The sequence below is a fragment of the Fervidicola ferrireducens genome (genome assembly GCF_001562425.1).
In the GTDB taxonomy this organism is placed as follows: domain Bacteria; phylum Bacillota; class Thermosediminibacteria; order Thermosediminibacterales; family Thermosediminibacteraceae; genus Fervidicola; species Fervidicola ferrireducens.
In genome coordinates this window covers 31952-54116 of sequence record NZ_LOED01000016.1, presented here as the reverse complement: position 1 = coordinate 54116, position 22165 = coordinate 31952, and the positions used below count along the sequence as shown (strand labels likewise).

Genomic DNA, 22165 nt, shown 5'->3' with positions numbered 1-22165 from the left:
TGGCTAAAGACATAGCCGAATGGCTGAAATCGCTGGGTATAAAGCAGGTAGCCCTGGAAGAGCTGTCCTTTGCCCAGGACCACGATACCAACCGCCTCTTCAATCGGATAACTCACAACTTTTGCAAGAAGCTCCTTTTCAACCGGATTGTCGTGGCTTTGAGGAAAAGGGGTATCGCAGTCTTTACCGTATCTGCCAGGTTCACTTCACTTATCGGGTATTTCAAGTATTCGGAAGTCTATGGACTGTCTGCTCACCAGGCTGCAGCCCTTGTGATAGCCCGCAGGGCTCTTGGATTTGCGGAGAGGATGCCCCGGGAACTCTTGAAGAGGCTTTCGCCTGAGGAAGGATGGAAGCCCTTCGGGCTCTGGGGCAAACTTTTCGGTCTCTATAAGGCTGCTCGAAAGCGAGCCATAAGAGAGGACAAGATTTTTCGGGGCTGGGGGCCCACAGAGTGGCTGTTCTTCATGTTAAGCGGGACGAGCTGACGTTTTAGCTTTTAAGCCTGCCGCTCTTCCCTGCCGAACTTCCCGGGAGTCCGGCAACACCCTGTGGTGGGGGTTAAGGGGCGATAGGCAGGCGGGGTAACTCCCCCTCCCGGTATGTGCCTTAGGGCAAAAGTCCGAGGGACGGAAAACGCCGGGAAGCAGCCTGGCAGCCAGAGGCCTAAAGCCGGGGGAATATGGGTTCCCCCTGTTTAATAGGGGTGCTGGGCTGGCCAGACGGTGATGGAGGTAGCCGTCGGCTCCAACAGTATAATGCTCGTTGGGGTCTGCACAATGAGTACCTAACAAAGTTATAGATTGTTTAGCTTTGTATAGGGAAAATTGACCTCCAGTGATAAATCACGGGAGCTTTTGGAGGCAGTATATAAAATGAAGTATGACAGCACGGATGAAACCACGGGTATAGCGGATTTTAAATTGATTGAAGAAGACTATCCCAGATTGGATGTCTTTGTCGAATTAAATGAAGAGGCTAAGGAGATATGGAAGAATTACCTCGGTATAAAAGAAATAAAAAATTTGCTAGAAAGAAGGCGAGAATTCGACAAAATAAAGGCTGATTTTTACAAGTATATCGTCTCAATTCCCCTAAAAACAGATAACCTTCCGCCAGAGGTAGCCGGATTCCGGTATGTTGGCAACAATGTGCTCAGAGAATACTATGACGAAAATACCGGGTTTATATGCAAAGGGGTGGTAGCCTTGTGGTGATGCTGATAAACGGCACTTTAATTCAAAGCTTCACCATTTGCAAAAGGCAGACCTGGCTTATGGCCCATCAGATAATACCCGATCAAGAAAATCCTTACATAGAGATAGGCCGTTTAATAGATGAAGAGAGTTACGAGAGAGACAGGAAGAAAATCAACTTTGAAAACGTAGTTATTGATCTTGTAAGGTCCGATGGCGAAGATATAGTGGTCGGAGAAGTCAAGAAAAGTTCTAGAGCCGAGGAAAGTGCCAGGCTTCAGTTGGCCTTTTATCTGTATAAGTTGAAAGAAAAAGGGATAAAAGTAAAAGGTTTGCTTCTTTTTCCAGATGAGAGGAAAAAGCTAGCGGTTGAACTTACTTCGGAGTTAGAAGAAGAACTCGAAAAAATTTTTAGGGATATAGAGAAGATTGTTTTAAAAGAAAATCCTCCACCCTTTAAAAAAATAGGATATTGTAAAAACTGCGGGTACAGGGAGTTTTGCATGTCATGAAAAAGCCGATTTATATTTTTTCAAGTGGAGAACTGAAGAGAAAAGATAATACTATTTACTTTGAAAATGAAGAAGGACAAAAATTCATTCCAGTAGAAAATACGAGTGAGATATATGTCTTCGGCGAAGTCAATGTTAACAAGCGCTTTCTAGAATTTCTGACGCAGTCGGGAATTATCCTGCATTTTTTCAATCGATATGATTATTATGTGGGCACCTTCTATCCTAGAGAACATCTGAATTCCGGTTATATGATATTGAAACAGGCTCAGCACTACCTCGATCCGGAGAAGAGGCTGAAGATAGCAAGAGAATTTGTCATCGGGGCATCGAGAAACATCCAGCAGGTAATAAGGTATTACATAAACCGTGGAAAGCAGCTTTCGGAAGTAGATGATGCTATAAAAAAACTGGATGATAAAATAGAAAAGTGTTTGAATATTGAAGAACTCATGGCTGTAGAAGGCAATATCAGGGACAGCTATTACAGAGCTTTTGATGTAATCTTAGGGAAACAGGAATTTAGCTTTGACCGCAGGAGCAGGAGACCGCCGGAGAATTATCTCAATACGTTGATAAGTTTCGGGAATTCTCTTCTGTACACAGTAGTACTAAGTGAAATATATAAAACTCATCTGGATCCGCGCATAGGATTTCTGCATGCGACTAATTTCAGAAGGTTTACGTTAAATCTGGATGTTTCGGAAGTATTTAAGCCCATAATCGTTGACAGGGTAATATTTACCTTAATAGGGAAGAATATGATAACAAAGGAACATTTCGAAAAAAGCATGCAGGGGATTGTACTAAAAGAAAGCGGGATGAAAATCTTTGTGGAAGAGCTGGAGAATAAATTGTCAACAACATTTAATCACAGAACGCTGGGTAAAAATGTCTCTTACCGTCGACTTATAAGGTTGGAGCTGTACAAACTGGAAAAGCATTTAATTGGTGAAGAAGAGTATAAAGCATTTGTTGCTAAATGGTAGGTAATTTTACAAACTCCGAAAGAGAAATTTTAGGGATAAAAAAAGGAGGAGATGAGATGATCATTTAAGATGTCGTCGACCTCCAATAATGCAAAAACCCCCAGGGATCGACGACAGAGCAAAAATGCTAATAGTGATAGAATTTATGCGTGGTGAGGAGGATTTTATGTATTTTTGTCGAATTATTTATTGAAAATTAACTCAATCTATTTTCTCTTTAAATCTTTTATTTTTTAACCATTTTACGGGTTTTTAGCCTACCTATGAGGGATTGAAACTCATATTGCGCCAGGGCAGTAGAGCTGAAGTTATTGGTTTTTAGCCTACCTATGAGGGATTGAAACTACCACCTCCGGTAAGGGAAATACTGTTACCTGCACAGTTTTTAGCCTACCTATGAGGGATTGAAACTACTCCCGAGGAGTGGGCTGTCATTGGCAAACGCATCGCGTTTTTAGCCTACCTATGAGGGATTGAAACTTGACTACAATTTTGGTCCGCAGACGGACTACGGCACCGTTTTTAGCCTACCTATGAGGGATTGAAACCTTGCACCTCCTTCATGCTACTTCACAACAAAAGTCGTTTTTAGCCTACCTATGAGGGATTGAAACCAGCGGTTTTCTTTGCCGTGTAGATGCCGGTATCTATAGGTTTTTAGCCTACCTATGAGGGATTGAAACCGGCCCCCAGCAGTGAACCACAAACACGCGCTGAGTTTTTAGCCTACCTATGAGGGATTGAAACCTCGGCTCGAAAGCCTTTCGTTTGCGTATCGTAGGCTCGTTTTTAGCCTACCTATGAGGGATTGAAACAAGTGCGCTTGATAAGGTCCGGTATATATTTCGAGCTGTCGTGTTTTTAGCCTACCTATGAGGGATTGAAACCCCGGAGGGAAATGTATTCGTTGCTGTCCCATTTACAGGTTTTTAGCCTACCTATGAGGGATTGAAACCAGACTTTGCAGTGATATTGGCCGGTTTTGGCATTGGTTTTTAGCCTACCTATGAGGGATTGAAACTTTCTTGGGGTTTGCATGTAATAGTAAACACTCGTTTCGTTTTTAGCCTACCTATGAGGGATTGAAACCTGCTTATAACAGTCATTTTCCGTCATGAATTTTTGAAGTTTTTAGCCTACCTATGAGGGATTGAAACATCTTACTGAAAAAGATATTCTTGGCCATTACGAAGCACACAGTTTTTAGCCTACCTATGAGGGATTGAAACTATAATATCACGACATCGTTACCTTGTCAATAGGGTGTTTTTAGCCTACCTATGAGGGATTGAAACACAGCCACGCAGTAGGTTTTTCCCTGGTCATGTAAAAGTTTTTAGCCTACCTATGAGGGATTGAAACACTTTGTCGTCCAACGAGGAAACGGAAGAAGGAAAAGAGTTTTTAGCCTACCTATGAGGGATTGAAACTCGAACATGAAAGGCGTGGGGTCTGGTGTACCGCCCGGTTTTTAGCCTACCTATGAGGGATTGAAACTACTACTACCGGTATGAAATCCGCTTCCCTTTCTCCGTTTTTAGCCTACCTATGAGGGATTGAAACTCCTTGTTATCATAAGTGCCCTCAAGCACCTTAACCGTTTTTAGCCTACCTATGAGGGATTGAAACTTCGAAATGATGCCGTATATCGGGGGAAGAAGCTCGTTTTTAGCCTACCTATGAGGGATTGAAACTGCCAACATTGAATTTTTATTCTTTTCACGTTTTGCAGTTTTTAGCCTACCTATGAGGGATTGAAACAAGCGTATCGCCTTTTTTGACTATATACGTGTTTGGTTTTTAGCCTACCTATGAGGGATTGAAACCATCGTAGCCGAGTGGCGGTATCCCACCGTTGAATTTCGTTTTTAGCCTACCTATAAGGGATTGAAACACTTGCTTGTCTCGTTTCCAAAGGCATTACGGTGTCTACCGTTTTTAGCCTACCTATAAGGGATTGAAACTAAGAAGCCGGCGGTGAGCTAAAACACTTACCAAAGCTACGTTTTTAGCCTACCTATAAGGGATTGAAACCTTTGGATGAGGCTCCATTGGCAACCAATAATGATTTGAGTTTTTAGCCTACCTATAAGGGATTGAAACTGCAAAGCAGCAACATAAGGCACGTGATCTCAGAAACCGTTTTTAGCCTACCTATAAGGGATTGAAACGTGCAAGTAGCGTGCGACCACGTCCATGTGGCCGCGTTTTTAGCCTACCTATAAGGGATTGAAACTTATCATTCAAATTCGACTTCTCCAAAACCTTCCTCAGTTTTTAGCCTACCTATAAGGGATTGAAACTATTTTTTTCCAAGCAATTTTATTTCCTTCATTGTCTTGTTTTTAGCCTACCTATAAGGGATTGAAACTGATTCCGAAATAGCTAATATACGTTCGGAATTTGAAGTTTTTAGCCTACCTATAAGGGATTGAAACTACGACAACAGACAATTGAGCACTGATAAAGCAAGTGACAAGTTTTTAGCCTACCTATAAGGGATTGAAACGTTTTTTAGAAAAACAAAAGGATTTTGAGCATAAAAGAATGTTTTTAGCCTACCTATAAGGGATTGAAACTTGACGATATTAGTCGTTCTAAACACCATGCTCTGTGTTTTTAGCCTACCTATAAGGGATTGAAACGTAGGCCGCAGAGCGAAAATGTCCCCGTTGCGGTAGTTTTTAGCCTACCTATAAGGGATTGAAACTCTCTTTGGCCGCCGGCTTGTTGATGCCGAGGTCAGATATTGGTTTTTAGCCTACCTATAAGGGATTGAAACCATCGTGTGGCTCAAGTTTGTGCTCTTTCATGAGCTGTATGAGTTTTTAGCCTACCTATAAGGGATTGAAACACATGAGCGATATACAAACCAGAGCCAGGGTAGGGTTTTTAGCCTACCTATAAGGGATTGAAACAGTATCAAACCTATATGAGCGAATTCCCGTTTTTAAGGTTTTTAGCCTACCTATAAGGGATTGAAACAACAATTCGAATTCTATATATTCCCATACCGCCCGTGGGTTTTTAGCCTACCTATAAGGGATTGAAACTTCCCCGTGGCGTCCAGAAAGTGGCTCCAGGATTTCCCTGTTTTTAGCCTACCTATAATGGATTGAAACATGCCGATTTGAGCGAAGTAGCAGCGTCCTGAGCCGTTTTTAGCCTACCTATAAGGGATTGAAACACTGTGAGGCTCTCAAAAACCACGTTACTCCACCCAGTTTTTAGCCTACCTATAAGGGATTGAAACTACTATCAACCTCCTAAGATTGTTATTTTCACTCCTGTTTTTAGCCTACCTATAAGGGATTGAAACTCGGTCCGGGCAGGGGAGGATTGTTCATAAGTAGCGTTTTTAGCCTACCTATAAGGGATTGAAACAGTTGACGATTTTCATTTTCATTCTATCAACCTCCAAAGTTTTTAGCCTACCTATAAGGGATTGAAACCTGTAATCTCAGCAGTGCCGTATAGAGCAAGCCGCTGGTTTTTAGCCTACCTATAAGGGATTGAAACACCTTTTGCCAGTGACCCGACGGCGGCAAAGGCGATGTTTTTAACCTACCTATAAGGGATTGAAACGCAGAGAAGACAAGATTAATTTTGTTACATTGGCATCGTTTTTAGCCTACCTATAAGGGATTGAAACCAAACTGCAATCCATACCGGTTCTATGAAGAGAACTTGTTTTTAGCCTACCTATAAGGGATTGAAATTTGTGTTGTAACTTCTCCTCCTTACTGGGGATTACGGTTTTTAGCCTACCTATAAGGGATTGAAACAAAATTGCTATCTGAGCCTCATGAATAGCCTTTAAAAACGTTTTTAGCCTACCTATAAGGGATTGAAACCCGGCTTGTAGTTATAGTCGTGAATAACGTCTTCGGGTTTTTAGCCTACCTATAAGGGATTGAAACCCCTCCTTTGGGCTGTAATTGGTATAACTTGTGGAGGGTTTTTAGCCTACCTACAAGGGATTGAAATTTCGAAACTTTTTCATCTTTTCCTCCTTTTCCCTGCCCGTTTTTAGCCTACCTATAAGGGATTAAAATTAAGTGTTCGGTATACATTTTTCTAAGAATCCATACACGTTTTTAGCCTACCTATAAGGGATTGAAACAGGCGGGCCTCTTTTTCGCCTCGGGTGACGTAGTTATCGTTTTTAGCCTACCTATAAGGGATTGAAACTTTACTTTTTTTAAATGGGAAGAAGGGGCTATCGTGGTTTTTAGCCTACCTATAAGGGATTGAAACCTTGGTCGCAACTGCCGTATTTCGTCCAACGTCCAGCGTTTTTAGCCTACCTATCCTGAAAATAAAGTTCCGAAAAAAGGCAATAAAAAACTAAGCCCATACCCAACTGCAAAAATATGGGATAAAAATAAATCTATAATAAATCTATATCGACGTAATGACAAAAACCTAAAAATTAAGATGCTACCGTTTCGACCGTGACCTTCAAACCTAAAGATTCAAGCTTTTTCAAAGACTGCCGTATGACCATGTTGCGCCTTTTCTCTTCGTAATAATTAGGGCCCAGTTCAATATAAGGTTGCTTTCGCTTGAGAATATGATAAACTATAGTCAGGATGCTATGTGCTACCGCAACTGCTGCTCGATTTGAACCTCTTCGGGCAGCGATGCGGTGGTATTGACTAGAAAGATAAGTATCTTTTGCTCTGGAGGCGGCCCGGGCAGCTTCTATGAGGGCGCTTCGCAATTTTTTGTTTCCCTTTCGAGTCGTGGCAGACTTTTGCTTGCCGGCGCTTTCATTCTGACCCGGGCACAGCCCCGCCCAAGAGCACAAATGAGCGGCAGAGGGGAACTGGTCCATATTAGTTCCTATTTCTGCAACTATCTGTTCTCCAGTCCTCCTTCCCACTCCGGGAATTGTATCCAGCAGTGCCAGGTCCTCTTCAAAAGGGAGCATCCGCTTTCTTATCTCCTCATCCAATCTTTTTATTTCTTCATCGAGATAGTCTATATGTCTCAACTGTATTTCCAGCATCATCCTCAAGTGATCGTTGATCAACCCTTTTAAAGCACGCTTTAGATCTTCCTTTTTATTCTTTAGCTTTCCTTGAGCAAGATCTGCCAGGTTTTCGAGGTCATCTTCGCCATTTATTATTGCTTCAAGTATAGAGCGGCTAGACATGCCATAATGATGAAAAGTAGATAGAAGGAGGAACGAATGTGAAATTTATAGAGGCTAAAGAAGTTAAATTACAAGAGATGCTTTCTAATGCACAAGAGGCGTATAAAGTTCCTATTTATCAAAGACCTTACGCGTGGGGAAAAGATCAATGGGAAGATTTATTTGAAGATTTAAAAGGTTTAAAGTCTGATGATATGCATTTTCTTGGTTCTATTGTAGTAGTTCCAGAAGGTGAACATAGATTTGGTATAAACTATTTTCAAGTAGTAGATGGACAACAAAGATTAGCAACTGTATTAATTTGGCTTTCAGCTATAAGAGATGTTGCTCAAGAAAAAGGAAATACTGAACTTGCTACCTATTTGACAGAAACTTTTCTTTTTGCTAAAGAATGGGAAAGTGGTAGGCAGAAAAAAGTACCAAAGCTGCAATTAGGCGAGTTAGATAATGATGCTTTTCAAAGGGTCTTGGAAGGAAAATCAAAAGAAGGTAACCATTTGATATATGAGTGTTACAAATATTTCAAGAATAAAACAGACGAAGAGAGTATGTGGCAGATTATATTGAACAATATCTCAATAGTGCATATTAATGCTTTCAATCATTTTAACGCTTTTAGACTATTTGAAACTCTTAATGATAGAGGATTAGAATTGTCTGCTGCAGATTTAATAAAAAACTTTTTGTTGATGAAAGTTTCAAAAGATGAAGAGGCATTAAATGATGTTATAAATCAATGGAATGAAATGTATGATAAGGTTAGAGACAGAGAACCTGTGAAATTTATAAGAAGATATTTCTTGGCAAATTACAAGGGAAAAATTTCAGAATCAAGGCTTTACGAAGAGGTAAGAGAAAAATTAGAGGGAGAAGATACTGAGAAAATACGAAATTTTACAAGAGCTTTAAATGAAAATGCAACAATCTACAAGAAAATTTTAGAATGTAGTTTTTCAAGTGAGAAAATCAATAAAAAACTTAGAGAATTACATTTAGTAGAAGTTGCACCAAGTTTCACATTACTTCTGAAAATTATGCCTTGTTTAACAAATGATGAGATTTCAGAGAGAGATATATTAGATATTATGGATATGATAGAAAGCTTTCATATAAGATGGGGGGTCTGTGGGCAGTCTACATCAACGTTGGATCAAATCTACAACGACATTTGTATGAGTTTAAATAATATCAAACCTCAGGATTTCAAAGTGACTATAAAAGACATATTACAGAAAGTAATATCAAAAAACAATGTAGACGACAATCCTTTTAAGGAAAACTTTAAATCGAGACCCTTCAAACCAGATGAGACAAGAACAAAATATATTTTGTGGAAACTATCAAAACCAACTGGAGAGACAACTATTAATATAAAACAAATTCAGACGGAGCATGTGATGCCTCAGAAATTAAGCAATAAATGGTTGGATTATTTGAAAGAAAAAACCTCAAAAAATGAAGATGAAGTTAAAGCTCTCCATAAAGAGAATCTTAACAAAATAGGGAATCTGACTATTATAAAAGGTGAGTGGAATATTAGTATGTCTAATAGACTGTTTGTTGAAAAGAAAGAGGATTATAAAAAAAGCGAGTTCCAAATAACTAAAGAGCTTTGCAACTACGCTGACTGGACTTTTGAAGAAATAGAAAAGAGAGCGGAAAGACTGGCAGAGGAGGCTTGTAAGATTTGGAAAATAGCAGATTAATACTGTTACTTATTCAAATAATTTAGTTTCGATGTTTTAGGGAAGAATTTAAAGAAGGCGTATGGGGTATGGCTGTTAAGTCAGGGTGAAGGGTAAGTTAAAAATTTTGAAAAAAGGGGAGTTAATATGAATCAACTGGTTCATCCGAAAGAAAGGGTTTATTTTATTGTTTGTCTGGTCGTAAGTATAATTTTTTATTTACTCCTTATAGTTTCTATTGTTGGAATAATATACTTGATTATAGGTGCGATTGTCGGATTGATATTAAACGGCATTTTCATTGGAAATTTAAAAGGAAACAGCATTAAGGTATCTAAACATCAGTTTCCCAAAATACATGATATTGCTCAACGATTATCGAAAGAAATGGGGCTTAATAAGATGCCTGACATATACGTGTTACAATCAGGAGGTGCATTAAATGCTTTTGCAGTAAAATTTTTGGGAAGAAATTTTGTAGTAATATATTCGGACATACTCGAACTGGCGTATGAAGAAGGGGAAGACGCATTAGCATTTGTAATATGTCATGAATTAGCCCATATAAAGCGTAAACATCTGTCCAATAGATGGTTTATATACCCTGCAATGCTTGTGCCATTTTTGGGGACAGCGTATTTAAGAGCATGTGAGTACACATGTGATATGATCGGAAATTATTATGTACCTAATGGAGCTATCGCCGGACTGCTTGTTCTGACAGCAGGGAAAAAACTATATAAACAAGTAAATGTAGAGGCATTGCTACATCAGGCCCAGGAAGAAGGTGGTTTTTGGGTATGGTTTGCCGAGATTATTTCCACACACCCCAACATAATCAAACGTGTAAGAAATATAATAAATGCTCAAACAAGTAATAATTCTACCTATTCTATTTCTATGAGCATTTGAGCAACCTCTTTGGTATCTTTACAAAATCTTTTGAAATTGATATCATGTTATCGAAATGTTATAAGAGGAGTGGACTTTGTGCCGAATAGGGCTTTTGATTGGTTGAGGCAGGCGATGAAAGACCTAAACCATGCGGAAGTGTCCAGAAAAAACGGAGATCACGAATGGGCTTGTTTTGCCGCTCATCAGGCTGGAGAAAAAGCTGTGAAAGCCCTGCACCTTTATATGGGTCAGGAAGCATGGGGTCATGTCATAGCAAGGCTCTTAAAAGATTTACCTAAGGAAATTGCTGCAGGGGAGGAGCTTATAGAAAAGGCAAAGGTTCTGGATAATTTCTATATACCTGCAAGATATCCCGACAGTCACCCTGATGGAGCGCCTTTTGAGCATTACGGTCCATTGCAGAGCGGGGAGGCCATAAAATATGCCAGTGAGATCATTGAATTCGTCCGTTCTCAAATGGCCGGATAAAGAAGCGGCAGTTTTATCGCTTTTGGAGTGGACAAAAGAGATTGTCAAAAATAGGGATGATATAGTTAAGGTAGGGTATTTCGGCTCCTATGCTCGGGGAGATTGGGGAGTTGGAAGCGACCTCGATATAATAGTCATAGTAAAAAAATCTGAAATTCCTTTTGACAAGCGTTCTGCGGAGTGGGATACAGAGGGGATATCTGTACCTGTGGATCTGTTGGTTTATACGGAAGAAGAGTATGAAAATATGAAAACATCTAATTCAGGGTTCTGCAGAGCAATTGAAAAAGAAGTTGAATGGATTTATCCTTACTGAACCACGACGACCAGGTGCACCACCGTTTTGAGGGATTGTGCAAGGTAATGTGGCTGGAAAAGGGGAAAATGATAAAATGCGGAAGGGAAAACTGCTTCGGCTCTATTTTTAGAGCAACAAGGCCGTCCAAATACTTATATTTTTCTTGTTTTTGGTGACACAGAAATGTCGTCGACCTCCAATAATGCAAAAACCCCCAGGGATCGACGACAGAGCAAAAATGCTAATAGTGATAGAATTTATGCGGGGTGAGAAGGATTTTATGTATTTTTGTCGAATTATTTATTGAAAATTAACTCAATCTGTTTTCTCTTTAAATCTTTTATTTTTTAACCATTTTACGGGTTTTTAGCCTACCTATGAGGGATTGAAACTCCAGTTTCAGCCCGATGCTGGTGATAGTGCCGAGTTGTTTTTAGCCTACCTATGAGGGATTGAAACCCGGACTTGCGTACCTCGTCCGGCAAAAACCTGCCACGGTTTTTAGCCTACCTATGAGGGATTGAAACAATCTTTGCCATAAATGCTCAACTACATCACCACCTGTTTTTAGCCTACCTATGAGGGATTGAAACATGCCCCGGTAGGGCAGGCCGGGAGGCACAACCCACGTTTTTAGCCTACCTATGAGGGATTGAAACCCATAATCGTTGCCGTGTCGATGATAGGGCCGCTTGGTTTTTAGCCTACCTATGAGGGATTGAAACCCGTTGTGCCTTCCGGGTTCCAGACTATCTCGGTAACCGTTTTTAGCCTACCTATGAGGGATTGAAACATGGCTTGTCGCATTTCGCTTTGGAGCTTCTCTCGCAATGTTTTTAGCCTACCTATGAGGGATTGAAACTCATCGGTTTTAAAGGTTACCTCTCGGGTACCTGCGTGTTTTTAGCCTACCTATGAGGGATTGAAACCGCCTTCAGGGCTCGCTACGCCGTCATGGGCGGCTACGTTTTTAGCCTACCTATGAGGGATTGAAACAAGACCCCTACACCCTTGAGCAGGATGTGCGTGAAAGTTTTTAGCCTACCTATGAGGGATTGAAACTCGCGAAGGACACGGTAGACGTCAAGGTTATGAAGGGTTTTTAGCCTACCTATGAGGGATTGAAACAACCGAGCTTGCAAAGACTTTCGAGAACTTCGATACCAGTTTTTAGCCTACCTATGAGGGATTGAAACCAGGTTCGGGCTTCGCCAGTGTCTCTGTCAACACCTTGTTTTTAGCCTACCTATGAGGGATTGAAACCCAGAATTTCAGATTTCAGATTATAAACTCAAAGCGGGTTTTTAGCCTACCTATGAGGGATTGAAACACTTCTTCCACGTTGTGCACCACTTCCGCAACGGCTCCGTTTTTAGCCTACCTATGAGGGATTGAAACTATTATGACACGGAAACGTGTCATTGTCAATAGTTTCCCCCAAGTTTTTAGCCTACCTATGAGGGATTGAAACCGGCCTTGCGGCCTAGACGCTCGTACTCTAAACTAGTTTCGTTTTTAGCCTACCTATGAGGGATTGAAACCCGTCCGCAGGAAACGCCAGCCAGTGCTCGCGGCTTAGTTTTTAGCCTACCTATGAGGGATTGAAACTCCTCATCCACCTGCTGGAAGAGCGGGAAGTATCGCAGGTTTTTAGCCTACCTATGAGGGATTGAAACATAGTTTCCCCCAAAAATTTTTTCTGAATCACAATGTTTTTAGCCTACCTATGAGGGATTGAAACCGCCTTCCGCCAGCACTACGCCAGGGTAGTTGTCCAGGTTTTTAGCCTACCTATGAGGGATTGAAACTACGGCAGGCAGAGAAGAAAATTCCTGCCTGCCGACATAGTTTTTAGCCTACCTATGAGGGATTGAAACTATTAGTCACCGAAAGGTCTACGGTATAGCCGCTAACACCGTTTTTAGCCTACCTATGAGGGATTGAAACTGTTGATGGTGTAGCCGCTTCCGCTGCGTCCTTGGTGGGTTTTTAGCCTACCTATGAGGGATTGAAACACACCTTGGCCGGTTTCATGGGAGTCCCTCGGTTTCACGTTTTTAGCCTACCTATGAGGGATTGAAACACGGCTTCCTCAATATAATTTTCCATGGCCTTCGTGGTTTTTAGCCTACCTATGAGGGATTGAAACTGAGAAGGAGGAAAGAACCCCTCCTCCAGATATGCTAGTTTTTAGCCTACCTATGAGGGATTGAAACTATTGATCCGGCCCCTGGCATGGGTGAGGGTAAAGCGTTTTTAGCCTACCTATGAGGGATTGAAACACGTTATTGATGGAGAAAAAGACCGTTTTATTGCTAGTTTTTAGCCTACCTATGAGGGATTGAAACACTTTTTCTTTTTTTATGCTGGCCAGCATCCACAGCTCGGTTTTTAGCCTACCTATGAGGGATTGAAACACGGAGGTGAAATAAATGGCTGATGGGCGGTATATCTTCGTTTTTAGCCTACCTATGAGGGATTGAAACTGTATCTTGACCTTGTCGCTCTTGGTGTCGAGTCCGAAAGTTTTTAGCCTACCTATGAGGGATTGAAACAAAGATGCCGAAATATACATACATGGGAAGGGGCCTGGTTTTTAGCCTACCTATGAGGGATTGAAACCATCGTGTCTAGCGTGTCGCATGATGCCACCAACCGGAGCGTTTTTAGCCTACCTATGAGGGATTGAAACAGGTCCGGGTCGCTTCTGCTTTCATCTCCTCTTTTGATGTTTTTAGCCTACCTATGAGGGATTGAAACTTGCCCCTGCTGCTACATTGCCACTTGCTCCCGGCGTTTTTAGCCTACCTATGAGGGATTGAAACAATTTGCGCCGCCGCCATAATTGGGGCGCAGAAAAAGTTTTTAGCCTACCTATGAGGGATTGAAACACGTAGTACCTAATGTCCTTCCAATTTCTAAGCTCAAAGTTTTTAGCCTACCTATGAGGGATTGAAACATTTTTTGAGCGCCGGAATCAGCCAGGATGCAATCGGTTTTTAGCCTACCTATGAGGGATTGAAACGAAAAAGTCCCCACGATACCGATGGACGCCAGGCTCACCGATGGAGTAGGGCGAGGGCCTACATCCGATTCGTCCACGGCCACGCGGGGGACGATGTACTCAAGCGCCATTTATGTTTTTAGCCTACCTATGAGGGATTGAAACCGGTTTCTTTGCCCGGCAAAGTGCCCTGGACGGAAAGTGTTTTTAGCCTACCTATGAGGGATTGAAACTCCTTATTATGGCCATCAATTTGCCCGCGTTCTAACCGGTTTTTAGCCTACCTATGAGGGATTGAAACCTCGCCTCCGCCACAGCCGGCCTATTTCCCAAGAGACGAGGGTTTTTAGCCTACCTATGAGGGATTGAAACGCGGCGTTTACGGTCGCCTGGACGCCCAGGAGCGCCAGTTTTTAGCCTACCTATGAGGGATTGAAACAACTTCGCGTAATACGTGGTTTTTTGGACCTTGAAGCTGTTTTTAGCCTACCTATGAGGGATTGAAACCCGTAAGTCACAACGAGCTTAAAAGTTCCGGTCTGGGTTGTTTTTAGCCTACCTATGAGGGATTGAAACTAAGTTGCCCCATCTGGACCTTTACGGTCTTTCCAATGTTTTTAGCCTACCTATGAGGGATTGAAACAAGTAAAGAGCGGTGCAAAGACATACGACGGGAAGAAGTTTTTAGCCTACCTATGAGGGATTGAAACATACTTTTCTTTAAGTCAGCATTTCTGCTTTGCAATAGTTTTTAGCCTACCTATGAGGGATTGAAACTATTCAGACTAGCGTTGGCGCTCGGCATGACGGTTGGTTTTTAGCCTACCTATGAGGGATTGAAACCCTGGCGAAGCGGGTTCTTGCCCGTGGCAAGAAAAGGTTTTTAGCCTACCTATGAGGGATTGAAACATCCTCGTCTGAATGTCCTGCGGCACAAGCAAGCTGGCAGTTTTTAGCCTACCTATGAGGGATTGAAACCTTTTGGCACGTCTTGTGCCGGGATGTCGGTTTGATTGTTTTTAGCCTACCTATGAGGGATTGAAACACACCATCATGCGGAGCTTAACCGACCTGTCGCAGTAGTTTTTAGCCTACCTATGAGGGATTGAAACACGGTATTTATTACAATCAGCGGGTAAGTTGCATCCAGCGGTTTTTAGCCTACCTATGAGGGATTGAAACTACCATCCTTAATCTGCTCCCATTGCCCGAGTATGGGTTTTTAGCCTACCTATGAGGGATTGAAACTGGCGATATAGTTATAGTGCGAAGGCAAAGCGTAGTGTTTTTAGCCTACCTATGAGGGATTGAAACCATGGGAGCTCCTTCGGGAAATTTGTGAATTCGGACGCCTGAAGTTTTTAGCCTACCTATGAGGGATTGAAACTTCCCCTTCTTGACGATGGACCCTCGCATTATATCCTCGTTTTTAGCCTACCTATGAGGGATTGAAACTAGTCAAGGGGTTCTCTTTTTTTCTTCTGCTCATTTTTTGTTTTTAGCCTACCTATGAGGGATTGAAACACCGAATTGAGGGCAATATTCTCGCAGTAGAAGAAGTTTTTAGCCTACCTATGAGGGATTGAAACTGCGGACATTCACAGTCGCCCAGGAATACGAAAAACTGGTTTTTAGCCTACCTATGAGGGATTGAAACCGAAACTGCGATGAAAGAACTCCAGAAAAGGAGTCCTTGTTTTTAGCCTACCTATGAGGGATTGAAACAACTTCGCGTAATACGTGGTTTTTTGGACCTTGAAGCTCGCGTTTTTAGCCTACCTATGAGGGATTGAAACTCGTTAGTATCCGGGGTATTTTCTGTTGGTTGTGTTGTTTTTAGCCTACCTATGAGGGATTGAAACACTACCTTGAGACCATTAAGTTCAACATCATGGCCGTGCGTTTTTAGCCTACCTATGAGGGATTGAAACATACTTTTGAAGGGAGAGAAGAAAGGTGACAATCAAAAGTTTTTAGCCTACCTATGAGGGATTGAAACCAGCATTTCCAGAGCTCCTATACCGAACAACCGTATTGGTTTTTAGCCTACCTATGAGGGATTGAAACAGCTCTAAACCAGCGCCCACAAGGCGGGCGCGCAGGTCACGGTTTTTAGCCTACCTATGAGGGATTGAAACATTGTTTCAACTACGCCCGCAAATCTAAGGGCTAATTCGTTTTTAGCCTACCTATGAGGGATTGAAACCAAGTTCCTGCGGCGGCTGCCAGTTTATCGCTAGGCCGTAGTTTTTAGCCTACCTATGAGGGATTGAAACAACTTCCTGGGCTTGGACAGTTTCCGCTTTTTCTTGGCGGGTTTTTAGCCTACCTATGAGGGATTGAAACTACTCAAGAAGGGCTGGAACTATAAGAGGTGTGCAGGTTTTTAGCCTACCTATGAGGGATTGAAACCCAACCTGCCCGGGCTTATGCCGTCATATCTTTCCTCGTAGTTTTTAGCCTACCTATGAGGGATTGAAACTATACAAGACCATAAGCCGCATATAATTCTATTGCCTGTTTTTAGCCTACCTATGAGGGATTGAAACCCCGAAGACCCACGGCCTAAAGGAGTGCCTTATGTAGATTTGGTTTTTAGCCTACCTATGAGGGATTGAAACGGCTGCGCATCGCATCGGCAACCCTGAAGATTCGAAGTTTTTAGCCTACCTATGAGGGATTGAAACTTAGCTAACACCTTAGCCAATCGTCCATCTCCAGGTGGTTTTTAGCCTACCTATGAGGGATTGAAACTCGTAAAGCCGCACATAGAAGGCCACTGGGCCGAACTGTTTTTAGCCTACCTATGAGGGATTGAAACCCGTGCTGAACACTCACCGTGCAAGCACCTTCCCAACAGTTTTTAGCCTACCTATGAGGGATTGAAACTCCTCTTCGTCCAGGGAAAGGATTTCACGTAGCCGCTTGAGTTTTTAGCCTACCTATGAGGGATTGAAACCTCTATACTGCTTGTTTTCGATTTGTATCTTCCGTTGTTTTTAGCCTACCTATGAGGGATTGAAACATATCGCCTGCGTAACATATCATAGTCGCTGTGCCGCCCGCATCGTTTTTAGCCTACCTATGAGGGATTGAAACCGCATTCAGGGGTATTTGGAAAGTTATCAGCGTTGAGTTTTTAGCCTACCTATGAGGGATTGAAACTCAAGAGAAGTGTGCTACTGCTATAGCGCGGGGTATCGGCAAGGTTTTTAGCCTACCTATGAGGGATTGAAACTTGAAATCGAAGGAGGGGAGGAAATGAAGGGTAAAAGTTTTTAGCCTACCTATGAGGGATTGAAACCCCGTATCTATGTTCCTGAGCCGCTTCGTGATGAGTGTTTTTAGCCTACCTATGAGGGATTGAAACTCTCCTTCATGGAAAGCTATCACCGGCCCTTTGTCGGTTTTTAGCCTACCTATGAGGGATTGAAACCCGGCCTGGATAAACTCGCTGAGTTTTTCGAGAAAGGTTTTTAGCCTACCTATGAGGGATTGAAACGGGCGAAAGCTCTAAGCGATGGGTCTTTTAGATGAGTTTTTAGCCTACCTATGAGGGATTGAAACCCTTGACGAAGTAATCCCTGGCGCACCTCACCAGGGTTTTTAGCCTACCTATGAGGGATTGAAACTCTCACCTCGGCGCACATAATCTGCAGGATCCTCCTGTGGTTTTTAGCCTACCTATGAGGGATTGAAACAAAGTGCATCTCTCTTAGGATAGAAATCACTTCTTCGTTTTTAGCCTACCTATGAGGGATTGAAACTCTCGGGAGCAGGAAGTTGCAGCGATTTCAAGGAGTCGTTTTTAGCCTACCTATGAGGGATTGAAACTGCTCCTGCAATTTCAATTTGAGCGGGATAAAAGCTATGTTTTTAGCCTACCTATGAGGGATTGAAACTGGCACTCAATACACAGCAGTTGCAGATTATCCCAGTTGTTTTTAGCCTACCTATGAGGGATTGAAACACCGCACCCTTACCGGCAGCGGACCCGCCACTTGGAAGTTTTTAGCCTACCTATGAGGGATTGAAACATACCTCGTCTTGGTAGTATAAAACTTCAAGAGCTTGTTTTTAGCCTACCTATGAGGGATTGAAACTTCCACAAAGTAGAATTACAGTAGGTTGGCGGCCGACGTTTTTAGCCTACCTATGAGGGATTGAAACAATGTGTTTTGCCGCACCCCGGCTCGCCGAGCAGGACTAGGTTTTTAGCCTACCTATGAGGGATTGAAACGTCCTTTCTCCTTCGGGTTTTAGCGAGAACGTTATCAATGTTTTTAGCCTACCTATGAGGGATTGAAACTATATGCTCTTTCGCTTTGGGCCACGTAGCTTACGAAGTTTTTAGCCTACCTATGAGGGATTGAAACATTGTTGGTTCATTTGCTCGGATATGCTGGAAAACCGTTTTTAGCCTACCTATGAGGGATTGAAACCGGGCTAGTGAAACGACATTTCCAACTGCTACCACTGGGTTTTTAGCCTACCTATGAGGGATTGAAACAGTGCGACAAATATGAACCGCATGGAGGCAGGAATAGTTTTTAGCCTACCTATGAGGGATTGAAACTCTGAACCAAAAAGTGATACTGAAGACAACGACGGGGTTTTTAGCCTACCTATGAGGGATTGAAACTCGTGCTTTCGGAGCAACCAGCGCAAACCATTCGAGGTTTTTAGCCTACCTATGAGGGATTGAAACTTCGGCGGTTCATCGAGGACTATCTTGTCGGCCTGGGGAGTTTTTAGCCTACCTATGAGGGATTGAAACCCTCCCTGACCGCTCAATGCATTAATTCGCTTTAAGACTTGTTTTTAGCCTACCTATGAGGGATTGAAACTCCCACACGTAGGAGTAAAACTGTGCTATCGTCTTCGTTTTTAGCCTACCTATGAGGGATTGAAACCATTGACACTTTGTTGCCAATCTTGACGATGTATGAGCGTTTTTAGCCTACCTATGAGGGATTGAAACCTTTGCCTGTTATTGGCGGTCTTACTATGGCTACTAAGTTTTTAGCCTACCTATGAGGGATTGAAACATTTTAAATACTCTGTTATCTTGCTTCTAACATTCGTTTTTAGCCTACCTATGAGGGATTGAAACCACCTGAGAGGGAAGGGGCACGTACCTTTCCCTACACGTTTTTAGCCTACCTATGAGGGATTGAAACAAGAAAAGCTATAAGTTGAGTCAAGTTAAACAGATAGGGGTTTTTAGCCTACCTATGAGGGATTGAAACTCTTTCTTTATTAGCTTCTTTACTATTCCTTCATCGCCGTTTTTAGCCTACCTATGAGGGATTGAAACTATCCGAACATACAAATGCAGGCCCTTCAACGGTCCGGTTTTTAGCCTACCTATGAGGGATTGAAACCTTTCCCCCGTTTCTTCGAAGTTTTCTTCCGTGTTTTCTTCGGTTTTTAGCCTACCTATGAGGGATTGAAACGTTTGAATTTAGCCTCGCCAATTTTGACTATATCTTTATCGTTTTTAGCCTACCTATGAGGGATTGAAACTCGTATTTGCTGGCACATTGTATTGTGAGCCTACTTCGTTTTTAGCCTACCTATGAGGGATTGAAACTGGACCATGCAATATATATCCACGCAGACGAGCGAGGTTTTTAGCCTACCTATGAGGGATTGAAACGTGGCATTATTAGCAACAGCAAACAAGATCAGACATACATGTTTTTAGCCTACCTATGAGGGATTGAAACGGAGTAAGATGGGCAATCAGCATAATAAAAATTACAGTTTTTAGCCTACCTATGAGGGATTGAAACTGACCATGAAAACGGTCACCGCTACGGGGAAGACGTCGTTTTTAGCCTACCTATGAGGGATTGAAACTAAAAAATTTTTGTAGAAGAAGGATTTTTTTATTATTGTTTTTAGCCTACCTATGAGGGATTGAAACAAGAATGAAGCTAATTTGGAGTTAGGGGCTCCACAGAGTTTTTAGCCTACCTATGAGGGATTGAAACGAAAATAGGGATATTACATTTTGGCCCTCTCGTAAAGTTTTTAGCCTACCTATGAGGGATTGAAACTTGCTTCGCAGGCAAAAGTTATTGCATTTGGTGACTTCGTTTTTAGCCTACCTATGAGGGATTGAAACAATTAACGCAGGCACCAGGGAGGTAACTTTTAAAACGTTTTTAGCCTACCTATGAGGGATTGAAACACATGAAGAAACTCAAAGGGCTATATCCTAAGATTTAGTTTTTAGCCTACCTATGAGGGATTGAAACAGTTGCCGGTTGTGGACTTATCAACCCCGTCTGGGGTGTTTTTAGCCTACCTATGAGGGATTGAAACTCGTAAAGAACAGTATTCTTACCGCCTGTTGCCGCTTCAGTTTTTAGCCTACCTATGAGGGATTGAAACGCGACAATTGTGAGAGATATGAACTACACTTTGGAGTTTTTAGCCTACCTATGAGGGATTGAAACAGCGAAAACGTTATCAATCTCTCAGGAGTAATTTCCTGTTTTTAGCCTACCTATGAGGGATTGAAACTTCGGGCCCAGCAAGTCTCACTCCGTATTTCTCAGCAAGTTTTTAGCCTACCTATGAGGGATTGAAACTGCGTAACAGAAAGTCGCCAACAGGTTCTTCCAGAAGTTTTTAGCCTACCTATGAGGGATTGAAACCGGCTATTAAACAAACACCCAGCTTCATCAATTATGTTTTTAGCCTACCTATGAGGGATTGAAACAGTACAAAATAATTAAAATGATGTTGACAAATACAAGGTTTTTAGCCTACCTATGAGGGATTGAAACGCTTATTGCTATGTCCAAACAAAAAACAAAGAGAAGTTTTTAGCCTACCTATGAGGGATTGAAACCCTCTCGATTTTCTGCGCATGACAGTTCGCATTCTCGTTTTTAGCCTACCTATGAGGGATTGAAACTTCCTCTTCTTCCTTTTCTCTTTCAGACCTAACCGCCGGTTTTTAGCCTACCTATGAGGGATTGAAACTCCTATCCGACTGTGCTATCAATATTACGTCATATCCAAGGTTTTTAGCCTACCTATGAGGGATTGAAACTCAGGCAGCATCACAGATAAATCTATGTTTATATCTGGTTTTTAGCCTACCTATGAGGGATTGAAACACGGCTTCTTCGATATATCGCTCAATCGCTTCGGTTAGGTTTTTAGCCTACCTATGAGGGATTGAAACTAGCTGAAAACAGCGAGTATCACCAAACCGCCTACATAGGTTTTTAGCCTACCTATGAGGGATTGAAACTCGTTCAACTTCCGCCCGGTGCCGACTATTACAAAGGTTTTTAGCCTACCTATGAGGGATTGAAACGATTAATTGCACTTTGTATCGGCGGCAAACTAGCCTGGTTTTTAGCCTACCTATGAGGGATTGAAACGTTCGCATCCTTTGTAGGAGCGAGCGAAGACGAATTGAAGTTTTTAGCCTACCTATGAGGGATTGAAACCTTTCGCTTTGTGTATAACTGTTTCCACCGGATACTGTTTTTAGCCTACCTATGAGGGATTGAAACTTTTCCCTATTTCAGCCAACATTTTGGCCCAGTTCTCGTTTTTAGCCTACCTATGAGGGATTGAAACAGACCCTTGATATGAGCAGCTAGAGTATCCTCTAAAGTTTTTAGCCTACCTATGAGGGATTGAAACACAATGACCTGTTTGCTCTTATTTCGAGTATAAAAGAAGTTTTTAGCCTACCTATGAGGGATTGAAACGTTATTGTGACCAGGGTAAAGCATGAACGGAGCGAAGGTTTTTAGCCTACCTATGAGGGATTGAAACTTTAGATCTAAAAAGTAGTCTCAAGCCTGGTGATAGAGTTTTTAGCCTACCTATGAGGGATTGAAACACGGAGTTGACGATCCAACTCAGGAGCCGCAGCCTGGGTTTTTAGCCTACCTATGAGGGATTGAAAC

At 42.1% G+C, this 22165-nt stretch carries 7 protein-coding genes, 2 pseudogenes and 3 CRISPR repeat arrays (1 of these 12 only partly in view); of the genes and pseudogenes, 8 read left to right on the top strand and 1 reads right to left on the bottom strand.

Annotated elements, in window-relative coordinates; all coding sequences use genetic code 11:
• The 4 genes and pseudogenes from AN618_RS13320 to cas1b all read left to right on the top strand — a co-directional run.
• A pseudogene (locus tag AN618_RS13320) lies at positions 1–488 on the top strand (transposase); the annotation flags it as partial.
• Between the two features lie 387 nt (positions 489–875).
• Positions 876–1217 carry a hypothetical protein gene (locus AN618_RS07150; RefSeq protein ID WP_066353508.1) on the top strand — a complete coding sequence of 114 codons (342 nt, stop codon included), beginning with the start codon at positions 876–878 and terminating at the stop codon, positions 1215–1217.
• Positions 1217–1708: a CRISPR-associated protein Cas4 gene (cas4, locus tag AN618_RS07145; RefSeq protein ID WP_066353515.1), complete on the top strand. Its 492-nt coding sequence runs from the start codon at positions 1217–1219 to the stop codon at positions 1706–1708. The genes AN618_RS07150 and cas4 overlap by 1 nt, the downstream gene beginning before the upstream one ends.
• Positions 1705–2697 (top strand): type I-B CRISPR-associated endonuclease Cas1b, encoded by a 993-nt coding sequence (cas1b, locus tag AN618_RS07140; protein ID WP_066353506.1) that lies wholly within the window; start codon positions 1705–1707, stop codon positions 2695–2697. Before cas4 ends, cas1b begins: the two co-directional genes overlap by 4 nt.
• Before the next feature lie 248 nt (positions 2698–2945).
• Positions 2946–6954: a CRISPR direct-repeat array (repeat unit 30 nt; unit sequence GTTTTTAGCCTACCTATGAGGGATTGAAAC).
• 175 nt (positions 6955–7129) lie between these two features.
• On the opposite strand, the pseudogene AN618_RS07135 reads toward cas1b, so the two are convergent.
• Positions 7130–7858, bottom strand: a pseudogene (locus AN618_RS07135) (IS110 family RNA-guided transposase); the annotation flags it as partial.
• Between the two features lie 35 nt (positions 7859–7893).
• On the opposite strand from AN618_RS07135, the gene AN618_RS07130 reads away from it, so the two are divergent.
• The 4 genes from AN618_RS07130 (at position 7894) to AN618_RS07115 (ending at position 11239) form a co-directional block, all read left to right on the top strand.
• Positions 7894–9561, top strand: a complete 1668-nt coding sequence (locus AN618_RS07130) for a DUF262 domain-containing protein (RefSeq protein ID WP_066353504.1) — start codon at positions 7894–7896, stop codon at positions 9559–9561.
• A 126-nt stretch (positions 9562–9687) separates the two neighbouring features.
• Positions 9688–10452 carry a M48 family metallopeptidase gene (locus AN618_RS07125; RefSeq protein ID WP_066353503.1) on the top strand — a complete coding sequence of 255 codons (765 nt, stop codon included), beginning with the start codon at positions 9688–9690 and terminating at the stop codon, positions 10450–10452.
• 78 nt (positions 10453–10530) lie between these two features.
• Positions 10531–10923: a HEPN domain-containing protein gene (locus tag AN618_RS07120; protein WP_083515108.1), complete on the top strand. Its 393-nt coding sequence runs from the start codon at positions 10531–10533 to the stop codon at positions 10921–10923.
• The gene (locus tag AN618_RS07115) at positions 10877–11239 is read left to right on the top strand and encodes a nucleotidyltransferase domain-containing protein (protein WP_066353501.1); all 363 of its coding nucleotides are present in this window, start codon (positions 10877–10879) and stop codon (positions 11237–11239) included. The genes AN618_RS07120 and AN618_RS07115 overlap by 47 nt, the downstream gene beginning before the upstream one ends.
• A 344-nt stretch (positions 11240–11583) precedes the next feature.
• Positions 11584–14246: a CRISPR direct-repeat array (repeat unit 30 nt; unit sequence GTTTTTAGCCTACCTATGAGGGATTGAAAC).
• 113 nt (positions 14247–14359) lie between these two features.
• A CRISPR array of direct repeats spans positions 14360–22165; the repeat unit is 30 nt; unit sequence GTTTTTAGCCTACCTATGAGGGATTGAAAC (it continues 2822 nt past the right edge of the window).

Excerpts from the sequence above, each read along its gene's own strand:
- cas4 (WP_066353515.1), top strand. The coding sequence starts at position 1,217 with ATGCTGATAAACGGCACTTTAATTCAAAGCTTCACCATTTGCAAAAGG.
- AN618_RS07115 (WP_066353501.1), top strand. The coding sequence starts at position 10,877 with ATGCCAGTGAGATCATTGAATTCGTCCGTTCTCAAATGGCCGGATAAA.
- AN618_RS07125 (WP_066353503.1), top strand. The coding sequence starts at position 9,688 with ATGAATCAACTGGTTCATCCGAAAGAAAGGGTTTATTTTATTGTTTGT.
- cas1b (WP_066353506.1), top strand. The coding sequence starts at position 1,705 with ATGAAAAAGCCGATTTATATTTTTTCAAGTGGAGAACTGAAGAGAAAA.
- AN618_RS07150 (WP_066353508.1), top strand. The coding sequence starts at position 876 with ATGAAGTATGACAGCACGGATGAAACCACGGGTATAGCGGATTTTAAA.